The organism is Kitasatospora sp. NPDC048662 (assembly GCF_055587065.1).
In genome coordinates this window covers 60146-79029 of record NZ_JBVJHA010000018.1, presented here as the reverse complement: position 1 = coordinate 79029, position 18884 = coordinate 60146, and the positions used below count along the sequence as shown (strand labels likewise).

Sequence of the window (18884 nt, the reverse complement as noted above, 5' to 3'; positions counted from 1 at the left end):
GTGAGGAGCCCCCGATGTCCAGCACAGCCAGTGTCCGAGGCCGGATCGGCGTCATGCTGCCGCGCGACCTGCCCGCCCGCGACCTGATCCCGTACGCCCGCCGAGCGGAGGAGCTGGGCTTCGACGAACTGTGGGTGGTCGAGGACCTCGGCTGGCGGGGCGGCATCGCCCAGGCCGCCACCGCGCTCGCGGTGACCGACCGGATCACCGTCGGCATCGGCATCATGCCCGCCGGCGCCCGCAACGTCTGCTTCGCCGCGATGGAACTCGCCACCCTCGCCCAGCTCCACCCCGGCCGGATCGTCGCCGGCATCGGCCACGGCATGCCCGGCTGGATGCGCGAGGCCGGCGCCTGGCCCGCCAGCCCCGTCACCCTGCTCAAGGAGTACACCACCGCGCTGCGCACCCTGCTGCGCGGCGAACCCGGCCCGGCCGGCGGACGCTACGTGCGGTGCGCGGGCGTGCAGTTGACGGAGGTCCCGGAGGTGGTGCCGCCGGTGATCCTCGGCGTGCGCGGCCCCAAGTCGCAGGCCGCGGCGGGCAAGGTCGCCGACGGACTGCTGCTCGCCGAACCCGCCGCCCCCGCGTACATCGACAGCTCGCGCCGCCACCTCGGCCCCGAGGCCACCGTCGTCACCTACGACGCCGCCGCAGTGGACGAGGACGAGGACGTCGCGCTCGACCGGGTCCGCCCCGGCCTGAGCGCGATCGGCGAACCCGACTGGGCCGCCCACCTCGACCCCCTCCCGTTCGCCGCCGACCTGCGCGCCCACCGCGCGGCCGCCGCCGACGGCGCGGAGTTCGCCCGCACCCTCCCCGCCGAGTGGGTCCGCGCCCTCGCCATCGCCGGCACCCCCGCCCAGGCCCGCGCCGCCATCGCCGCCCGCCACGCGGCCGGCGCCACCACCGTCGTCCTCGCGCCGGTCGGGCCGGACGCGCCGGCGTCCCTCGGGTCGCTGGCCGGCGCGCTGCCGAGGCCGTAGGTCGGCGCCGGCCGGCGCCGCGGCCGGAGCTCGGCGGCGGGCCCGGCTAACCAGTGGGCCTTGGCCTTGGGGTTGTCCAGGCCGCGAACACCGCGGCGGGCAGGGCGGGGCAGAGGCGTTCGGGGGCGCAGCAGAGGTCAGGGGGCGGTGCGGGGCAGGGCGCGGACCGCGGGGAGGGCCAGCATCAGGGCGAGCAGGACGAGGCCGGCCAGGGCCGAGAAGAGCAGGACGTGGTCGGTGCCGAAGGCGGCGGCGACCGGGCCGGAGAGGGCGCGGCCGACGGGGATGACCATGATGGAGCCGGCCACGTCGTACGCGGAGACCCGGCTGAGGACACCCAGCGGGATGTGGGTCTGCACGCTGGTCGACCACATGACGCCCCAGAAGGCGAAGCCGCAGCCCGCGACCAGGCCGGTGGCGGCCGTCAGCGCGAACGGCCAGTGCAGCGCCGGGGCCAGCGGGTTGAGCGAGAAGAACAGCATCGCGCAGGCCCCGGCGACCAGCGGGCGGGCCGGGCGCACCCGCATGCCGAGCAGGCCGCCGACGACGGTGCCCGCGCCGTCCGCCGAGGCGATCCAGCCGTAGCCCGCGCTGCCGTGCTGATCCGTCAGCGCGACGGCGCCCAGCGGCAGCGCCGGGCCGAACACCAGCAGCCCGTACACCGACCAGAGCGCGATCACGCCCCACAGCCACGGCCGGGAGCCGAACTCCCGCCAGCCGACGGCCAGTCGGCGCCAGATCGGGGCCTGCGGGTCCTCGGACTCCGCGGCGGCGGCCCGCAGGCCGCGCAGCGGCAGCAGCCCCAGCGCGCTGAGCGCGAACGCCGCCGCGATGACGGTGAACGAACCGGCCGCACTCCAGTAACCGACCACCAGGCCGGCCACGCCCGGGCCGAGCAGCGTGCAGACGGCCTCGGAGATGCGCAGCAGAGCGTTCGCCCGCTGGATGTCCTCGGCGACCTGCGGGACGATGCCCGCGAGACCCGGCTGGAACATCGCGGTGGCCGCGCCGGACAGCGCCATCAGCGCCATGATCTGCCACAGCGCCACCTGCGTGGTGGCCAGCAGCAGGCCGAGCGCCAGCATGGCGAGCATCCGGACGGCGTCCGCGCCGACCATCATCAGCTGCGGGGTGAACCGGTCGGCCAGCACACCGCCGAACAGCACCAGCAGCACGATCGGTGCCATCCAGGCGGCCAGCGCGTAGCCGACGCCGCTCCCGCCGTGGCCGGTGCGCAGGACGGCCGCGGTCAGCGACACCATCAGCATGCCGTCCGCGAACAGCGAGGAACTGCGGGCCAGGAACAGCAGACGGAAGCGGTGCGAGCGCCATGGGCTGGGCGGGAGCGCGGCGGGTCGCGCGGCGTCGGCGAGGGAGTCGGTGGTCATCGCGGGTCGGCCGCCGGGCGGCCGTCTCCTTCCAGAAGGGGCGGTTGCGCCAGCCAGGCCTCGGCCCGGCCGGGCTCGGCCGGGGCGTTCGGCACGATCAGGTAGCGGCGCGGGGCGAGCACGCCCGGCCGGTCGGGGAGCAGGCGCATCAGCGCCGCGTGGGCCTGCTCGGGGGTGGCCCCGGCCAGGTGGGCGGTCAGGTCGGCGCCGACGTGCACCGGGCGGCCGCCCAGCGCGTCCGAGAGGGCGGCCGCGACGGCGGTGAGGGAGACCCAACAGCCGTCCACCAGTTGCCAGTTGTGGTCGCGTTCGGGTGGGCGGACCCCGGTGACGGCAGTCAGTTCGGCGAGCGGCACGTCGTGGTCGGCGGCGGCCTCCAGCAACTGCACCAGGCCGGTCAGGAAGCCCGCCGCCTCCGCCCGGTCGAACAGCTGCGGGTTCGGCCACAGCGCCAGGTGCAGCACCGGCTCCGTGCGGTACACGAACGCCAACAGGCCGGTGGGAAGCGACTGTTCGGGACCCCAGGTGAGTTCCAGCTCGGGATCGGCGGCGGCCGTCGCGGCGGCCGGGCGCAACGCACCGGGCAGGCCGGAGACGTCGTTGTACACCACGTCCCGCCCGAACCGGCTGCCGCGCTGCACCGTGGTGCGCTCGATCATCTCCCACAGCCGCAGCGCGTCGAAGCGGCTGTGCCGGTACGCGTTCAGCGCCGCCGCCCAGGCCGTGCCGAGCAGCGCGTCGAAACCGGGCGCGGTGACGTCGAGCCGCAGCAGCGCGTCCTGCGACAACGGGGTGACAGCGCGGGCCAGTTCGGCCTTGTAGCGGTTGGCGGTGGGGGCGGCGCCGACGTACACGCACTGCCCGGCGCGATGCGCGACCAGCGCGCACCAGGCGGTCAGCAGGACGGTGGACGCGGGCACGCCGAGCCGCGCCGCCGCCCGGGCCAGCGCACTGCCGCCCCGGGCGGAGCGCAGCGTCAACCGCGCCGCCGGGCCGCCGGCGGTGACGGCGCGCGGCTCGGCGAACATCGCCTGCGGGGCGGTGGCGAGGATCCGCTCCCAATAACGCAGCGAGGCCGCCGCCTTGCGTCGACCGGCCGGGCCGGCCTCCTCCTCGGCGAGCTGGAGTGGCGTCAGGGCGTCCGGCTCCGGCAGCTGCTCACCGGCCAGCAGCGCCGTCCACTCCTCGCGCAGCACGGCCAGCGCACTGCCGTCGGCGGCGGCGTGCCCCGCGACCAGGGCCAGCTGGACGGGCACTCCGCCAGAGGTCAGCACCGTCGCCCGCAGCGGGTGGTCCCGGCCGAGGTCGAACGGCGCGAGACGGGCCCGCCGGGCCAGCGCGTCGGCGAAGCCCGCCGGGTCGGCGGGCAGCGGGTCGGCCTCGTGCACGGTGACAGTGAACTCGCCTGCGGCCGCGACGAGTTGCTCGCTCGGCAGCTCGCCTTCGGGGTGCGGGAAGACGGTCCGCAGCGCCTCGTGCCGAACGGTCAGCACCCGCAGCGCGTCGATCACCGCCCCGGTGCGGACTCCCGGCGGGACGGGCCACACGTCGTGGATGTCGACGTCGGCCGCGCCGTCCCGCAGGATGCAGCGGATCATGTTGGTCTGACCGAGCGTCAGCGGGCCACGGCGCGGCTCGCCGCCCGCCCAACGGACGGTGACGGTACGGGAGATGGAGATGGAGGGAGAGGGAGAGGGAGGCAAGGGAGGTCGCTCGCTGTTCCTGCTCGGGAACGGATCGGTCGGATCGGTCGGATCGGTCGGATCGGTCGGGGTGCTCGGGGTGCTCGGGGTGCTCGGGCTGCTGGGGCACGGACGGTGGCCGCCGTCGCCGGTGCGGGTGCGGGTGGGTGTGAAGCCGGGCGGGCTCGGGCGGGCCGGTGCTGCGGGTCGCGGTCGGGTCGAGGGCTGCCCGCTACTCCGCGCGGACGGCCGCCGTCAACGGCCCCCAGGCGTCGATCAGTTCGGCGAAGTCGTGCAGGTCGGTGCGGGCCCGTGCCAGCAGCTCAAGGCGGCGTTCGGCGATCGTGTCGGCGACGGCCGTCCAGTCCTCGCCGAGGCGCCGGTAGCAGCGCTCGACGGTGTCCAGCCGTTCGGCGTCCAGCTCGCGGCCGCTCTCGCCCGCGACCTCGCGGGCCGTTGCCGCGACCGTGGCGGGGTCGAGGCGGCCGATGGTGTCGGGCAGGCGGGTGCAGAGCTCGCCGAGGCGGCGGGTGAGCAGCAGGAACTTGGCCAGGCGCAGGTGGTAGGCGACCTTGCCGTGGCCGGAACGCCGCTCTCCGGTATGGAAGTTGATGATATGCCGGTTGTGCAGGACGCCGGGCAGGGCCGCGTGCCGGACCAGGTGGAGCAGGAGGTAGTCGCTGCCGATGGTGTCCACCGCCGGCGGCAGCGGGATACGGCCGTACACCTCGCGGTCCAGGGCGATGTTGCACATGTCGATCCGGTTCGGGGCGACGGGGCCGAGGACGGCCCGGTCGGTGGTGAACGGTTCGGTGCCCGCGCCGCGGAAGGCCTCGCGGACGGCCTGCTCGCGCCAGAGCGGCGGGGTGGTCGGCGGCAGTGAGAGGCCGACCAGTTCGGCGTGCACCTGCGGGTCGAGGGCCAGGATCTCCGCCACGTCCACCGACAGTTCGCCGATGAAGGAGGCCCCGACCAGCGCCACCGGCAGCGCCTCGGCGTGCGGGCCGAGCCGTCGCAGACGCCTGCCGCCGAGGCTCCGGGCGACCTCGCGCGCCGGTGCGCCGAGCGCGGCCAGCTCCTGGTGGATGGGGAACACCGGTGCGCCGTCGAGGAGTTGGTAGCGGCTGTCGGAGTCGCGGCGGTGCACCGAGGCGCAGCCGAGCGCCTCGGCGTACAGGAACGCCCGGTCGGTGCAGGCCCCGTAGGAGACGGCGTCGGGCAGCAGCAGGCAGAGCAGGTGGGGCGGGAGCCCCGCACGGGCCAGCGCCCGGGCGAGGAAGGCGCGTTGGGCGTCCTCGTCGAGGTGGTGGACCGTCACCCCGGGCGCGGGCGGCAGGGCAGCCAGCACCGCGGCGTGCTCGGCGCGTACCGGGGCGGGGGAGGAGTCCAGCACCAGCAGCTCCACCCGGACGCCGAACTCCCGTGCCCCGTACGCTGCTTCATCGGCCAGCGAGCGCAGGGCGGGGGCGCAGGCCCGGTTGGTGGGCAGGGTCAGGCAGACGCGGCGCACTGGTCCACCCCAACGGCGGCCGCGGCCGACTCGTGCCAGGAAGCGAGGCCGAGCAACTTGCGTCCGAGCTCGGTGAGTCGAGCGGTCGGGTAGCGCTTGGACTCGTGCAGGACCGGGTCGCCCACCAGGGTGCGGTTCCAGCGCGGGGTGCGCAGGTGCCGCCAGGAGTCGACGCGGGACTTGCGCAGCCGCTCGTGCTCCTCCAGCGCGGGCATCATCGACAGGTACTGCACCGCCCGCACGCCCTGCTCGGACAGGTTGCGGGCGACGCCGTGCGCCAGCAGGCCGTTCCAGATCAGCAGGTCGCCGGGGTGCAGCTCGGGTCGGACGACCGGCAGTTCGGCGCGGTCGATGACGGGCCGGACGGGGTCGCGGTCGGCGGGCTGGGTGAGCTTCCACGGTTCGAACCGCCGGAACAGCTCCGGGTTGCACTGGAAGCCGCCGGTCTCCGGCGAGGTGTCGTTGAGGGCGATGATGCCCTGTACGCGCTGCGGCGGGACGCCGAGGGTGGTGTCGATGTCCCAGTGCAGCTCGATGTCGAAGCCTCGGTCGGTGGGGTCGATCAGCGCCCGGTCGCGGTTGCCCCGGTTGGGCGGGTTCAGGTTGAGCCGGTCCAGGGTGACCCACAGCTCCTCGCAGTCCCAGACGTCCACGAACGCGTCGTAGACCCGCTGGTTCTGCCGGCTGTCCCAGAGCAGCTGGTGGTGGTACGCCTCGACGAAGCCGTAGATGTGCAACTGCTGGTCGAGCGCCGAGCGGAACGGCCGGTCCGCGAACCAGCTGTCCGGGTCCTCGGGGTCCAAGCCCTGGAACTGCCAGGCGAATTCGAGCATCCGGCGGGCGTGCCCGGCCGGCACCGCCTCGCGGACGATCACGTAGCCGTAGGTCTGCCAGTGCGCGAAGTCCTCCTCGGAGAGCACGCGCAGCGGCCGGGACTTGGTCAGTTCGCGCAGGGTGTGCTGGGCGAGGTACGACTCGCCGTCGTTGCTGAAGTACGGGCGGTCGCTCGCGGCCCGGTACAGGTGGGCGCGGCGGGATGGCACGGACATGGAAGAGCCCCTCCAGGGAGCAGGCGTGAGGTGGTCGAACGAGAGGGCCCCGCACGGGGGACGGGGTGCGCCGGCGGCCCTCGCAGCGGGCCGGGCGGAGAGAGAGGACGCGGCCGGGAAGGGCGGCGCCGGGAAGGCGCCGCGGCCGCTTTCGATCGCCAGATTGGTCCAGACCACAAGTCTTGTCAAGTTCCGGTCCGGTAACCGGAGCCGGCCACGGGTCAAGCTCGGTGCGGTTGCGAGTTGGTCTGGACAATTGGCGCGGGACTGTCCTAATGTCCCCCTCGGCTCCGATCCCTGACGGAGCGTCGGCCCGCGCCGCGCCGGTTCCACCGCGCCGCCGCCGACGACGGCCCGCATCCGCGCCGTCCCGTTCGACCGGCCGCCCGCACGAGGAGACCACCGCGTCCACCCGCGCACCGCCGCCGTACCCCGACCGCCCGCTCCCGCCGAGAGGGAACCTCCGCCATGCGCACCACCGGCACCAGCACCGTGCCCGGCGTCCGACTCGCCAACCCCGGACCCGGACTGGTCACCCTCGACCCCGTCCACACCGCCCTGCTGCGCGGCCTCGACGAGCTGCTCACCGGCCTCGCCGCCCAGCTCGCCGCCCCCGAAGTCCTCGGACCGCCACTGCTCGCCGTCGACGGACTCGCCAAGCTCGACTACTTCCGCAACTTCCCGCACCTCGGCGTCAGCGCCGCCCGGTTCACCACCGACGCGCACGCCGGCCTCGCAGCGGGCGACACCCCCGGCGCGCAGGCCGTCGAGCCCACCGGCCACCTGCTGCCGTCCGCCACCTGCTACGGCCTGCTGCTCTCACTGGAGGGCCAGGACGTCGGCGAGGGCGTCCGGCTGTCCGCCGCCGGCCGCTGCTTCCGCAACGAGACCCACTACGACGGACTGCGCCGCCTGTGGGGCTTCCACATGCGCGAAGTGCTCTACCTGGGCACCCACCAGGGCGCCACCGCCCACCTCGAACATGGCGCCGCGTTCATCACCGCCACCGCCGAACACCTCGGCCTCGACCTCACCCGCGCCGCCGCCGACGACCCGTTCTACGACAAGGGCGGCTCCCGGGCGAAGCTGATGAGACTCGACCCCGTCAAGCACGAGTTCAGCGCCCCCGACGGCACCGCCATCGCCTCCGTCAACCGGCACCGCAACTTCTTCGGCGAACGCCTCGGCATCCGGGCCGGCCAGAACGGCGCCGCCCACAGCGCCTGCGTCGCCTTCGGCCTGGAGCGCTGGGTGCACGCCATGATCCTCGCCCACGGCAGCGCCGAAGCCGCACTCGGCCACCTCGACACCGTCCGCGCCGAAGCCGCACTCGGCCACCTCGACACCGTCCGCGCCTGAACCGCCCGCACCCGAAGGAGAACCATGGACCGCATCGCCACCTGGCTGCACGAGAAGAACCCCGACCTCGACGGCCCGATCGGCCCCGAGGAGGACCTGATCGAGGCCCGGCTGATCGACTCGATGGACTTCCTGGAGTTCATCGACCTCCTGGAGGACCTCACCGGCGACACCATCGACCTGCAGGAGGTCACCATCGACGACTTCCGCACCCTGGCCCGCGTCAACGAGCGCTTCCTCACCCCCGCCGGGTAGCCCCCCGGCCCGGCGCCCGGCCGACAGCGGCCGGGCGCAGCAGGGCGTCCAGACCCGTCCGGCGCGGATCGCCGGTCTCCGCCATCACCTCCCGCGCCTGCTGCCACAGCGCCGCCGCGTCCGCCCCGCGCTCCAGCGCCGCGAACGCGTGCCCCAACTGCTCCAGGGTGCGGCCCTGCGCCCAGCGGTTGCCCGCCGCCCGGTGCAGCTCCAGCGAACGCCGCAGACAGCCCACCGCCTGCGGCAGCCGGCCCAGCGCCCGGTGCACCGTCCCCAGGTGCAGCAGCGCCAGCCCCTCCGTCCGGCCGTCCGCACTGCCCGCCCGCAGCGACAGCGCCTCCAGCAGCAGCCGTTCCGCCTCCGCCAGCCGGCCCACCCGCAGCGAGGCCTCACCCAGATTGGTCAGCGTCACCCGCTCCACCCAGCGGTACCCGATCGCCCGGCCCAGCGCCAGCGCCGGATCCAGCAGCTCCAGCGCCTCCGCCGAACGCCCCTGGCGCAGCATCAGCTCCGCCAGGTTGTTGCGCGCCGCGCACTCGCTCTCCGGATCCGCCGCACCGCCCGCGCACCGCTCCAGCGCCCGCCGCAGGTGGATCTCCGCCTCCGTCTGCCGCCCCGCGTGCAACTGCGCCGTCCCCAGCAGCACCAGCGACACCGTCAGCGCCCGCGGATCCGCGCTGTCCGCCGCCGCCGCGACCGCGATCCGCGCCGCGTTCAGCCACTGCGCCCGGTAGTGCCGCAGATGGAAGAACGACCACAGTGCGAACGGCAGTTGCCAGGCCGCCGGGGGACGGCCCGCCAGTGCCGCGTACCGGATCACCGACAGCAGGTCCGCCAGATGCGCCTCGCACCACGCCACCGCCTCCTCGACCGAGGCGAACACCGGCGGCCGCACCCCCGGCAGGGACGCCCCCGCCGCCGGACGGCCGCCCGGCTCCAGCAGCCGGCCCGCCGCGTCCGCTCCCTGCCGGTACCAGTCGAACAGCCGGTCCAGTGCCGCCGCCCGGTCCCGCGGCGAATCCTGGGTCTCCGCCAGCTCCCGCGCGTACACCTGGAGCAACGAATGGAAGCGGAAACGTTCCGGCGCCTCGACCTCCAACAGGTGGACGTCCGCCAGCAGATCCAGCAGCTCCCGCGCGTTGCCCGCCGTGGTACCCAGCAGCGCCGCCGCCGTCGCACCCGTCAGCGCCGCCCCCGGATGCAGCGCCAGCAGCCGAAACGCCCGGGCCGGCTCCGGCGCCAACGCCCGGTACGACCAGGAGAACACCACCCGCAGCGCCGAATCGCCGTCGTCCGCCGCCGCCAGCACCCGCAGCCGGTTGCGGCCGGAGCGCAACTCCTCGTTCACCCGGGCCAGCGGCAGCCCCGGCCGCCCCGCCGCCCGCTCCGCCGCCACCAGCAGCGCCAACGGCAACCGCCCGCACAGGCGCACCAGTTCCTCCGCCGCGGCCGGCTCCGCGTCCACCCGCTCCGCACCCAGCGTGCGCCGCAGCAACTCCACCGCCCGGCCCTGCGGCAACGGAGCCAGCGTCACCCGGCGCGCCCCGTCCCGCACCACCAGCCCCGCCATCCTGGTCCGGCTGGTCACCAGCACCACACACCCCGGCGCACCCGGCAGCAGCGGACGCACCTGGGCCGGCGCCGCCGCGTTGTCCAGCACCAGCAGCACCCGGCGCTCCGCCAACAGCGTGCGCAGCAGCGCACTACGGTCCGCCACCTGCGGCGGGATCGCCCCCGCGTCCGCGCCCAGTGCCCGCAGAAAACTGTCCAGCACCTCGCCCGGCTCCCGGGGCGCCCCCGAACTGCCGTGCCCCGCAAGGTCGCTGAACAGCACCCCGTCCGGGAACCGGTCCCGCACCCGGTGCGCCCAGCGCACCGCCAGCGCCGTCTTGCCGACCCCGCCCATCCCGTCGATCACCCACACCCGCGGCCCGCCCTCGCCCCAACGGGCCCGGGCCGCGGACAGCGCCGAGTCCAGCTCGGCGACAGCGGCCCCGCGGCCCGCGAAGACGCCCGGCGCGGGCGGCAGTTGCACCGGCACGGGCGGCGGGGTTGCCACGGTGTTGCCGGCCGTGCTGTCCGGCGTGGGGCCGCCCACCGGCCCGAACAGCGCCACGTCCACCCCCAGCGCGCGGGCACAGGCCGCCGCCAGCGCCGGCGTGCCGTGCCGCCGACCGGTCTCCACCCGGCTCAGATAGCTCTTGCTGTAGTTGGTGGCGCGGGCGAGCCCGGCCAGCGAGACCCCGTGCTCCTCCCGCAACCGCCGCAGCCGCTCGCCGAACGTCACCGGCCCCGGCCCCCACTTCCTGATGTGCTGTCACTGCCCGGCGGCACGGCGGTTGCCCGAGTGTTGACACTTGGCCCTGTCAACAGGCAACACCTTGCCGGTGCCCCGCACGAACCCGAAGGATGGGGGCGGTGTCCGGCTCCGCAGCACGCCGTCGCGCCAGCCTATCCGCCGTCCGGGAAGCGGCGGACCGGCCGTCCACCGGAACCGACCAGGCCAGCGGAGTGCGATGCCCCCTGCGATGCCCCCTGCGATGCCCCCTGCGATGCCACTGTGGTGCGCCCGCGACGCTCATGCGGGCACCCCTGCGACGCCCGTGCGGGCACCCTTGCGACGCCCCTGTGGCGCTCCTGTGGCGCTCCTGTGGCGCCCGGAAAATGACCAACTGCCGCGCCCCGCACGGGGCACACTGATGCGATGCTGACCGACCACTGGCCGCTCGCCGCCCTGAGCGTGCGCACCCCGCGCCTGGAACTGCGGCTGCCCACCGAACCCGAACTCGCCGAACTCGCCGACGTCGCCGCCCGCGGCGTCGTCAAGCCCGGCACCCGCCCGTTCCGCTCCACCTGGTCCTACGGCACACCCGTCGAACGGGCCCGCTCCGTCCTCAAGGCCCACTGGCGGTCCCAGGCGGAGTGGACCCCCGAGGGCTGGGCGCTGCCGCTGGTGGTCTTCGACGAGGGCCGGCCCGTCGGCGTCCAGTCGCTGCGCGCCACCGAGTTCGCGATCCGCCGCGAGATCCTGTCCGGCTCCTGGCTGGGCATCGAGCACCACGGCCGGGGCCTGGGCAGCGAGGCCCGCGCCGCGATGCTGCACCTCGCCTTCGACGGCCTGGCCGCCGACTCGGCGATCTCCGCCTCGTTCACCGACAACGCCGCCTCCGCCGCGATCTCCCGCCGACTCGGCTACCGGCCCGACGGCCTCGAACGCGACAACCGCCTCGGCGAACTCGCCCTCACCCAGCGCTTCCGCCTGGACCGCGCCGACTGGCAGCCCACCCGCCGTCCGGACATCGCCCTCACCGGCCTCGCCCGCTGCGCCGAACTGTTCGGCCTCCCCGCGCGAGACTGAGGAACCACCCGGCCCGGTAAGGACGTTGGAGGGTGGAGTGCCGGAACGGACGACGGAGCGCCGATGCTGCCCTACCTGATCACGCTGGCGGTGCTGGCCGGCGTGCTGACCCTGCTCGGGCTGGCCGGACAGGCCCTGCGGCGACACCGCGGAGCCGCCGCCGCGGCGGGCGGCATGCTGGCCGCCTACGAGGAGGCGGTGCGCGGCACCTCGCACGCCGCGCACGCCGAACTGCTCGCCGAGGCCAACCGGACAATGCCGATCGAGGTGCCCGGCGGCCGCTTCGAGGGCCGCTCGCTGCTTGCGGACCGTGCGGCCCGCCCCGCGCGCGGGCGGTGGCGGACCGTCAGGGCCTGGTGGCGGCGGGGCTGATCACCACGTCGAGGTGCTTCGTGATCGGCTGATCGCTCCGGCTGCCGCAGTCGCCCGGTGCGCGCAGCACGCTCCTCGCCGACTCAGGCTGCGGCTTCGCCGGGGTCCGCGTCCTTGGGCGGGTCGCCCTGGTGGGACCACCCATCGACCCAGGTGCTGTCAGCAGGGAGATCATTTCCTGTCTCCTGCTTGTACTGGGCTTTCTTTTCCTCGCTGGCGTTCTGACCCTCGGGAAGCTTGCGCAGGTGGGGGTCAACGTCGTAGGCGCGGAGGGACCGTCGTTCGTCCGTGGGTTCGGGGCCGGAGAGCGGCTCCGGATCCTCGGCGTCCTCCGCTTCCCGCCCCTCGGCGAGAGGGGCGACCACGACGGCCAGGACCACGAGGCCCAAGGCACCACCGGCCACAAGCAGCTTCCGTTTGTGCTTCTTGGCCAGGTTTTTCGCCTTCGTGGCGAAGGAAATGGGTTCGCGGCCCTCGGGCGTGGGCTCGCGGCCCTCGGGCGTGGATTCGCTGGGCATGGAGTCATTCACGCGCACACATCTACCTGTCAGGCGGTTACCCGATCAAGTTCTGGCGGGAGGTCAGCGGACGACGGGTGAGAGGTCCAGTTGTTCCATTCGGGTCAGGCACCGCCCGATCTCGGTGGCCAGTTCCGCGGCGCTCGCGGGGAACTCCTCGGGCCCGGTGGACAGCAGCTCGGTGACGTTGCCCTCGTCGTCCTCGACGGTGACGGACGCCAGGACGTCCGCGCCGATCGTGCCGAAGCCGACGGTCAGTTGGGCGACCACCGTCAGGCCGCTCGCCAGCTCGATCACCCGGCCGTCGAGGTAGCAGGCCTCGTCCGGCCGGTCCGAGTACTGCCAGGCCGGGCCCAGCGGCTCGCGGCCGCACACCGTGCCGACGGGGGCGCCTTCCTCCCAGGCACGGACCAGTCGCTTCAGCCGGAAATGGGCATCGCGAAGCGCAACTGCCGTGTGTCTGCTGTCATTCATCACGTCTGCTCCTGTCGGTGGCCGGCGGCCGTGGGCACAGCGTAGACCGAGCCCCCGACTTCGACGATGCCGCAGGTCATCGTGCCGGTGCGGCCTGCCGGGGGGCGTCGCGGATGAGCAACTCGCGGCCGGTCAGGGCCTGTTGTCCCACGAGTGCGCACCCGTCACGGCAGGATGCACCTGGCCATCAGGGGCGGTGGGGCCTCACAATCGGCAGGATGAAGCCGATGCCGCGCACGACCTCGACCGACTGGGACGGACTGGCCCGCGATCTCGACGGCACTCTGGTGCGGCCCGGGGACGCGGAGTACGGGGTGGCCCGGCTGCCCTACAACTCGCGGTTCGACGTTCACCCGCAGGCCGTGGTGTTCGCGCAGGGGGTCGAGGATGTGCGGCACACACTCGCGTTCGCCCGCCGGTACGGGCTGCCGCTGGCGGCGCGCGGCGGGAGCCACTGCTACGGGGGGTGGTCCACCAGCCCGGGTGTCACGCTCGACCTGAGCCGGATGAACACGGTCGGCACCGAGGGGTCGGCCGCGACCGGGACCGCCACGGTCGGGGCCGGGGCGCTGCTCATCGACGTCTACGACGCGCTGCTCGCCGAGAACCGGAGCATTCCGGCGGGGAGTTGCCCGAGTGTCGGCATCGCGGGGCTGACACTCGGCGGCGGCATCGGGGCCGTCTGCCGGGCCTACGGGCTGACGTGCGACCGGCTGGTCTCCGCCGTGGTGGTGACCGCCGACGGCCGGGTCAGGGAGTGTTCGGCGGAGCGCGAGCCGGAGCTGTTCTGGGCGTTGCGCGGCGGGGGAGGCGGCAACTTCGGGGTGGTCACGGCGTTCACGTTCCGCACGCACCCCACGACCGAGGTGACCCGGGCCCACCTGCGCTGGAATTGGCGTGACGCGGCCCGGATCGTCGACGCCTGGCAGCGCTGGGCACCGGGACTGCCCGACGAGGCGTGGTCCAGCCTGCGGCTGACCGCCGAGGAGACGGGGCAGTGCACGGTGGAGTCGGCGCTGTACGTCCTCGGCGAAGGGCTCGGCCTCGCCGAGCAGTTGGTCGCCGCCGTCGGGATCCAGCCGGTCGAGCTGAGCAACGAGGTCATCCCCTACCGGGAAATGATCATGTCGATGACGGGGATCCCCGGCAGCGTGGCCCAACTCCGCCTGACCGGCGCGACGCCGCACGGCGTGATCGACCGGCCGCCGTTCGTCGCGACGTCCAACTTCTTCCCGGTCCGGCTGCCGCCCGCCGGCCTCCACGCGCTGGTCACCGCCGTCAACCGCCGCGCGACGGACGGCGGTCCGGGCTACGTCCTGCTGGACAGCCTGCGCGGGGCCGTCGGACGCGTGGCCCCCGCCGACACCGCGTTCGTCCACCGCGACGCCCTGTTCTCGGCCCAGTACCACAGCGTCTTCGACCCCGGCACCCCGCCCGCCGCCCTGGACGCGGCGGCCCGCTGGCAGCAGGGCCTGCGCCGCGCCATGCGCCCGTGGGCCGGGGACAGCGCGTACGTCAACTACGCCGACCCGTACCTCGACGACTTCGGCCACGCCTACTACGGCGCCAACCTCCCGCGCCTGCTCGCCGTCAAGGCCGCGTACGACCCGGACGGGTTCTTCGACTTCCCCCAGGCCATCGGGCGGGGGCGGCGGAGCTGATCAGGCGAGCCCGGCGCGCCAGAGCGATCGGCCCCACCGGGGCGGGCGACGCAAGTGCCGTGCGATGGTGGTGACATCGATGGGCGTCGAGTGACAAGTGGAGGCATCGGCCGTGCTGCTGTGGATCAACGGGCCGTTCGGGGGCGGAAAGACGCAGACTGCACACAACCTGGCCCGCCGCCTGCCGGGAGCCGTGGTCTGCGACCCCGAACACCTCGGATTCGGCCTTCACCGGATGCTGCCCCCGGCGCTGCGCGGCGACTTCCAGGACCTGACCGCGTGGCGCACCGGGACCGTCGAGATGCTCGACCTCGCCGTGCGCCGTCACCCCGGCCCGCTGATCGTGCCGATGACCGTCACCGAGCCGGCGTACTTCACTGAGACGGTCGGCCGCCTGCGCGAACTCGGCCACGACGTACGGCACTTCACGCTGCTCGCCGACCGCGCCACCGTGCTGCGCCGCCTCGCCGAACGCGAACCCGTGCACCACCTGCGACGCCTCGCCCACCTGCCCGCCCCGCCGAACGGCGAGACTTTCGCCGTCCGCCGCCTCGACGACTGCCTGCACCGGCTCGCCGGCCCCGCCTTCGCCACCCACCTGCGCACCGACCGGCTGACCGTCACCCAGGTCGCCGACCGCATCGCCCAACTCGCCGGGCTGCGCCCCGCCCCGGACACCGACACGGCGCTCCGCGCGACGCTGCGCCGGGCCGCCGTCAAAATCCGGCATCTGCGCTTCGACTGAGCAGGACCCAGGCGAACTCGCCGTCAGGTGGCCGCAGTTCGCGCCCGGTGCCGGCGGACGGCGTCGCGGTTGGCGCAGCGCTGGGAGCAGTAGCGCCGGCGTCCGGTGCGTGAGGTGTCGGCGAAGGCCGTCTCGCACTCGGTCACCTCGCAGCGCCCCAGCCGGTGCATGCCCCGGCCCGCCAGATGCAGGGCGGTGCCGACCGCGAACAGGGTGAACAGGAGGGCGCCGAGCGGCTGTTCCGCGTCCCGGTAGTGCAGATGCCAGCCGGTTCCGGCGTGGGAGGTCAGCCGGGGGTACGCGGCGGCCTCGGCCAGCATGCGGTTCAGCAGGTCGGCGCGCTCCTGCTCCCCGGGGGCGTCGACGACTTGTTCCCAGGCGTCGAGTGCGGCCAGGGCACGGTGCAGATCGTCCGCCGCCACCGGGCGTTCCACTGTCAGGCCGGCGGCGCGGCAGCGGTCCGCCAGTTCGTCCGCGCTTCTGGGGCGGCGGTTGGCCAGGTCTGCGGCCAGGTTCACGGCGTCCTCGCCGTAAGGGTTGAGTTGCACAAGGGCATGACAACAGAGTGGGCGGCATGACACAACAGGCCGCCGCCGTACATGCCGGATCCGCGCGCCGCGACCCGTGGCGCTACCGCTGGGTCGTGCTGGGCATCGCCACGTTCACCCAGGCCGCGTCCGGGTTCTTCGTGGGCGGCATCGGAGCGCTCGGCGTCCAGCTCGAGACAGCGTTGGGCCTGAGCGCGGCGCAGCTCGGCCTGCTGGTCTCGGCTGCCCAACTCGCGCCACTGGCCGGGCTGTTGGTGGCCGGTGAGCTGCTGGACCGGTACGGCGAACGGTGGGTGGTGGGGATCGGGGCCGGCGTGGTCGGGCTGGCCCTGGGCGCGGGGAGCCTGGCGCCCGGGTATCCGGCGCTGCTGGGCGCGCTGCTGGTGGTCGGCGCCGGCTACAGCACCGTCCAGCCGGGCGGGAGCAAGTCCGTGGCGTCCTGGTTCGACGCGTCCCGGCGGGGCTTCGCCATGGGCGTCAGGCAGGCCGGGCTGCCGCTCGGTGCGGCCCTCGCCTCGGCCGTACTCCCCGTGGTGGCCGAGGAGTTCGGCTGGCGGGCGACCCTGGTGACGGGCTGCCTCGTCGCGCTGCTCGGGGCCGGCCTCTTCCTGGGCTGCTACCGGCGGCCACCCGCGCCGCCCGTCCTGCCCGAGAAGGAGCCGTCGGTCCCGCTCTCGGCCCAGCTGCGCGCCCGGCTGCGGATGCTCCGTGAACCGTCCATGGTGAAGATCATGCTGGCGGGGACCAGCCTGGTCTCGGTCCAGTGCGGCGTCGGCATTCTGACGGTGCTGCACCTCCACCGGGAGGCATCGGTCGGCGCCGGGCAGGCGGCCCTGGTCCTGGTGGCCGCCCAGGGGGCGGGCGTCGCGGGCCGGATCTGCCTGGCCGCCTGGAGCGACCGCAGCAGGTTCGGTCGTCACGCCGTCGTCCTGGTCTGCATGGCCGCCGTGATCGCCGGCCTGGCCGTGCTGATGACACCGCTCGGCGGCGCCCCGGTCGTCGCCTCCGGTGTCTTCGTCTGGCTCGGCTTCTTCGGCTTCGGCTGGTACGGCCCATGGGTCGCCCACGTCACCGAAACAGCCCCGGCGGGCCGGACCGGATTCGCCCTGGGCCTGGCCATGTCCGTCAACCAGCTCGCCGTCATCACCGTGCCACCCGTCCTCGGCCTGCTGATCGACCTCACCGACAGCTTCACCCCGGCCTGGGCGCTGCTGGCACTGCCGACCGTCGCCGCTCTGGCAGGCGCGGTTGGCGCGGAACTCCGTACCCGGCGGCGCGAACCGCGCCGCTGAGGAGCGCTGCCGCCGGCACGCCGCACTCCCGCTCCGGCCGGGGGCGGCTGGCTGATCGGAGGGCCGGACCGTGCAGGGCCGACCGGGCCGGCCGCGCAACCCACCGGCCCCGGGAGGGGCGTGCTCCCGGGGCCGGTGCGGTCGGGTGACTACCAGACGGGGGCGAGGAGTTCGCCGGTGGTGGCGTGGTGGACGGCGATGGCCTCGACGGGGCACATCTCGGCGGCCTCGGTGAGGTCGGGGGAGGGCGTGGCGGTGGGGTGGACAGGGGTGGCGCGGCCGTTGGGGGCGAGGGTGAGGGCGTCGGGGGCGGTGCGGGCGCACAGGCCGCTGCCGATGCAGCGGTGCTGGTCGACCGTCACGACGACGGAGTCGGTGCTCACCAGGCCACCTCCAGGCGCAGCGGGCTGCGGGTGAGCAGGCCGGTGCGCCAGGCGATCTCCTCGACGGGGGTGGCGAGGCGCAGCCCGGGCAGGACGCGGGCCAGGTGGTGCAGGCCGAGTTCGAGTTCCATCCGGGCCAGCCAGGCGCCCAGGCAGTGGTGCGGGCCGGCGCCGAAGGTCAGCGACGGGGTGCCGAGCGGCGCGAAGAGATCGGTCGGGCCCTGCGGGTAGACGTCCGGGTCGAGGTTGGCGGAGCTCGCGTCGCAGGCGATGATCGCGCCCTCGGGGATGGTCACCCCGCCGATCTCCACGTCGGTGACGGCGCGGCGCAGCAGTCCGGGGGCGGAGGTGCGGTCGCCGAGCGGGACGGTGCGCAGGATCTGCTCGGTGGCCGCGGTCGCCGCCGGCAGGTCCTCGCCGATCCGCCGCCAGGCGTCGGCGTGCTGGGGGTCGAGCAGGTACACCAGGGCGTTGCCGAAGCTGGTCATGGTGGTCTCGTGCCCGGCGACCACCAGGCCGATGGTGAGCGAGGTCAGCTGTTCCTCGGTGACCCCGCCGGTCTGGTCGGCGGCCTGCACCAGCGAACTCACCAGGTCCTCGCCGGGGTTCTTGCGGCGGGCCACCACCAGCTGGTACCCGAACTCGCCGAACTCCCGGATGGCGGTGCGGATCTCGTCCGCGGTGTACGCCGTGGTGGACAGCGCGTGGTCGCTCCAGTGGCCGAGCCGGTCGATGTCCAGGCCCTCGAGTTCCATCAGCCGGCTGATCACCCGCACCGGCAGCGGCTTGGTGAGCGCCGCGACCACGTCCGCGGGCGAGCCCGAGGCGACCAGGTCGTCCACCAACTCCCGTACCACGCCGTCCACCCAGGGCCGCCAGCGTTCGATCGCCCGTGGCGTGAAAGCGCGCTGCACGGTGCGGCGGATCAGCTGGTGGTCGGGGCCGTCGCTGTTCAGCATCGACGCCGGGTCGTCCAGGATGTTCGGGGTCAGGGTCAGCGGCGGGGCGTCCGGCGCGTACAGCGTGGCCCGGCCGAAGCCGGGGTTGGCCAGCGCCTGCCGGACGTCCGCGTGCCGGGTCAGCACCCACACCGGGGTGCCTGTCGGCAGCGCCGCCGGCCTCGGGGGGCCGGGCTCGGCGCGCAGCAGGCAGTGCAGGGGCACCAGCGGCTGCGCGCCGGGGGCGTCGGGGTGCGCGGCGGTGGTCATCCGTCCTCCTGGCGAGAGACTGCGAGCTGCCGACCGGCAGCCATCTCCGACCGTATGCGGCGCACCGGCCCCGCAGCAGCACGGAATCCAGCCAGCCGT

Annotated in this window: 18 protein-coding genes; 8 read left to right on the top strand and 10 right to left on the bottom strand. The window is 74.5% G+C overall.

What is annotated here, in order from left to right; all coding sequences use genetic code 11:
- The first annotated feature begins 14 nt into the window (after positions 1-14).
- Positions 15-983 (top strand): LLM class flavin-dependent oxidoreductase, encoded by a 969-nt coding sequence (locus ACZ6R9_RS31685; protein WP_465542057.1) that lies wholly within the window; start codon positions 15-17, stop codon positions 981-983.
- 137 nt (positions 984-1120) lie between these two features.
- On the opposite strand, the gene ACZ6R9_RS31680 is transcribed toward ACZ6R9_RS31685, so the two are convergent.
- From ACZ6R9_RS31680 to ACZ6R9_RS31665, 4 genes are all read right to left on the bottom strand, one after another.
- A complete protein-coding gene (locus ACZ6R9_RS31680) occupies positions 1121-2371 on the bottom strand; it encodes an MFS transporter (RefSeq protein ID WP_465542055.1) in 1251 nt (416 codons plus the stop codon).
- Entirely contained in the window at positions 2368-4074 is a 1707-nt protein-coding gene (locus ACZ6R9_RS31675) for a condensation domain-containing protein (RefSeq protein WP_465542053.1), read from the bottom strand. Before ACZ6R9_RS31675 ends, ACZ6R9_RS31680 begins: the two co-directional genes overlap by 4 nt.
- Positions 4075-4285: 211 nt before the next feature.
- Positions 4286-5563 carry a DUF6271 family protein gene (locus ACZ6R9_RS31670; protein WP_465542051.1) on the bottom strand — a complete coding sequence of 426 codons (1278 nt, stop codon included), beginning with the start codon at positions 5561-5563 and terminating at the stop codon, positions 4286-4288.
- On the bottom strand, positions 5545-6612 hold the full coding sequence (locus tag ACZ6R9_RS31665) for a phytanoyl-CoA dioxygenase family protein (protein WP_465542049.1): 1068 nt from the start codon (positions 6610-6612) through the stop codon (positions 5545-5547). Before ACZ6R9_RS31665 ends, ACZ6R9_RS31670 begins: the two co-directional genes overlap by 19 nt.
- Before the next feature lie 468 nt (positions 6613-7080).
- Here ACZ6R9_RS31665 and ACZ6R9_RS31660 point away from each other — a divergent pair, with 468 nt between their 5' ends.
- Positions 7081-7971, top strand: a complete 891-nt coding sequence (locus ACZ6R9_RS31660) for a class-II aminoacyl-tRNA synthetase family protein (RefSeq protein ID WP_465542047.1) — start codon at positions 7081-7083, stop codon at positions 7969-7971.
- Between the two features lie 24 nt (positions 7972-7995).
- The gene (locus ACZ6R9_RS31655; protein ID WP_380487577.1) at positions 7996-8226 is read left to right on the top strand and encodes an acyl carrier protein; all 231 of its coding nucleotides are present in this window, start codon (positions 7996-7998) and stop codon (positions 8224-8226) included.
- Here ACZ6R9_RS31655 and ACZ6R9_RS31650 read toward each other — a convergent pair.
- Complete coding sequence (locus tag ACZ6R9_RS31650) at positions 8210-10513, bottom strand: ATP-binding protein (protein WP_465542045.1); 2304 nt, start codon at positions 10511-10513, stop codon at positions 8210-8212. The genes ACZ6R9_RS31655 and ACZ6R9_RS31650 overlap by 17 nt on opposite strands.
- A 417-nt stretch (positions 10514-10930) precedes the next feature.
- Between ACZ6R9_RS31650 and ACZ6R9_RS31645 the strand changes: the two genes are divergently transcribed.
- Complete coding sequence (locus tag ACZ6R9_RS31645) at positions 10931-11584, top strand: GNAT family N-acetyltransferase (RefSeq protein WP_465542043.1); 654 nt, start codon at positions 10931-10933, stop codon at positions 11582-11584.
- 63 nt (positions 11585-11647) lie between these two features.
- Positions 11648-11956: a hypothetical protein gene (locus tag ACZ6R9_RS31640; RefSeq protein ID WP_380487583.1), complete on the top strand. Its 309-nt coding sequence runs from the start codon at positions 11648-11650 to the stop codon at positions 11954-11956.
- 83 nt (positions 11957-12039) lie between these two features.
- On the opposite strand, the gene ACZ6R9_RS31635 is transcribed toward ACZ6R9_RS31640, so the two are convergent.
- A complete protein-coding gene (locus ACZ6R9_RS31635) occupies positions 12040-12474 on the bottom strand; it encodes a hypothetical protein (RefSeq protein WP_465542041.1) in 435 nt (144 codons plus the stop codon).
- A 63-nt stretch (positions 12475-12537) separates the two neighbouring features.
- Positions 12538-12948, bottom strand: a complete 411-nt coding sequence (locus ACZ6R9_RS31630; protein ID WP_465542039.1) for a hypothetical protein — start codon at positions 12946-12948, stop codon at positions 12538-12540.
- 227 nt (positions 12949-13175) lie between these two features.
- On the opposite strand from ACZ6R9_RS31630, the gene ACZ6R9_RS31625 reads away from it, so the two are divergent.
- Both ACZ6R9_RS31625 and ACZ6R9_RS31620 read left to right on the top strand, forming a co-directional pair.
- Positions 13176-14609, top strand: coding sequence for an FAD-binding oxidoreductase (locus ACZ6R9_RS31625; RefSeq protein WP_465542037.1), 1434 nt, complete (start codon positions 13176-13178; stop codon positions 14607-14609).
- A 112-nt stretch (positions 14610-14721) separates the two neighbouring features.
- Complete coding sequence (locus tag ACZ6R9_RS31620; protein WP_465542035.1) at positions 14722-15354, top strand: AAA family ATPase; 633 nt, start codon at positions 14722-14724, stop codon at positions 15352-15354.
- A 23-nt stretch (positions 15355-15377) separates the two neighbouring features.
- Here the strand turns inward: ACZ6R9_RS31620 and ACZ6R9_RS31615 are convergent, their stop codons facing one another.
- Positions 15378-15902, bottom strand: a complete 525-nt coding sequence (locus ACZ6R9_RS31615) for a CGNR zinc finger domain-containing protein (RefSeq protein ID WP_465542033.1) — start codon at positions 15900-15902, stop codon at positions 15378-15380.
- A 26-nt stretch (positions 15903-15928) separates the two neighbouring features.
- On the opposite strand from ACZ6R9_RS31615, the gene ACZ6R9_RS31610 reads away from it, so the two are divergent.
- Positions 15929-17194: an MFS transporter gene (locus ACZ6R9_RS31610; protein WP_465542031.1), complete on the top strand. Its 1266-nt coding sequence runs from the start codon at positions 15929-15931 to the stop codon at positions 17192-17194.
- 149 nt (positions 17195-17343) lie between these two features.
- On the opposite strand, the gene ACZ6R9_RS31605 is transcribed toward ACZ6R9_RS31610, so the two are convergent.
- Both ACZ6R9_RS31605 and ACZ6R9_RS31600 read right to left on the bottom strand, forming a co-directional pair.
- Positions 17344-17577 carry a ferredoxin gene (locus ACZ6R9_RS31605; protein WP_380487598.1) on the bottom strand — a complete coding sequence of 78 codons (234 nt, stop codon included), beginning with the start codon at positions 17575-17577 and terminating at the stop codon, positions 17344-17346.
- Complete coding sequence (locus tag ACZ6R9_RS31600; protein WP_465542029.1) at positions 17574-18785, bottom strand: cytochrome P450; 1212 nt, start codon at positions 18783-18785, stop codon at positions 17574-17576. The genes ACZ6R9_RS31605 and ACZ6R9_RS31600 overlap by 4 nt, the downstream gene beginning before the upstream one ends.
- Positions 18786-18884 lie beyond the last annotated feature (99 nt).

Bases quoted from the DNA above. Each gene is read 5' to 3' on its own strand.
- ACZ6R9_RS31680 (WP_465542055.1), bottom strand. From the start codon at position 2,371: ATGACCACCGACTCCCTCGCCGACGCCGCGCGACCCGCCGCGCTCCCG.
- ACZ6R9_RS31610 (WP_465542031.1), top strand. From the start codon at position 15,929: ATGACACAACAGGCCGCCGCCGTACATGCCGGATCCGCGCGCCGCGAC.
- ACZ6R9_RS31685 (WP_465542057.1), top strand. From the start codon at position 15: ATGTCCAGCACAGCCAGTGTCCGAGGCCGGATCGGCGTCATGCTGCCG.
- ACZ6R9_RS31625 (WP_465542037.1), top strand. From the start codon at position 13,176: ATGCCGCGCACGACCTCGACCGACTGGGACGGACTGGCCCGCGATCTC.
- ACZ6R9_RS31640 (WP_380487583.1), top strand. From the start codon at position 11,648: ATGCTGCCCTACCTGATCACGCTGGCGGTGCTGGCCGGCGTGCTGACC.
- ACZ6R9_RS31665 (WP_465542049.1), bottom strand. From the start codon at position 6,612: ATGTCCGTGCCATCCCGCCGCGCCCACCTGTACCGGGCCGCGAGCGAC.
- ACZ6R9_RS31635 (WP_465542041.1), bottom strand. From the start codon at position 12,474: ATGCCCAGCGAATCCACGCCCGAGGGCCGCGAGCCCACGCCCGAGGGC.
- ACZ6R9_RS31600 (WP_465542029.1), bottom strand. From the start codon at position 18,785: ATGACCACCGCCGCGCACCCCGACGCCCCCGGCGCGCAGCCGCTGGTG.
- ACZ6R9_RS31630 (WP_465542039.1), bottom strand. From the start codon at position 12,948: ATGAATGACAGCAGACACACGGCAGTTGCGCTTCGCGATGCCCATTTC.
- ACZ6R9_RS31645 (WP_465542043.1), top strand. From the start codon at position 10,931: ATGCTGACCGACCACTGGCCGCTCGCCGCCCTGAGCGTGCGCACCCCG.
- ACZ6R9_RS31660 (WP_465542047.1), top strand. From the start codon at position 7,081: ATGCGCACCACCGGCACCAGCACCGTGCCCGGCGTCCGACTCGCCAAC.
- ACZ6R9_RS31655 (WP_380487577.1), top strand. From the start codon at position 7,996: ATGGACCGCATCGCCACCTGGCTGCACGAGAAGAACCCCGACCTCGAC.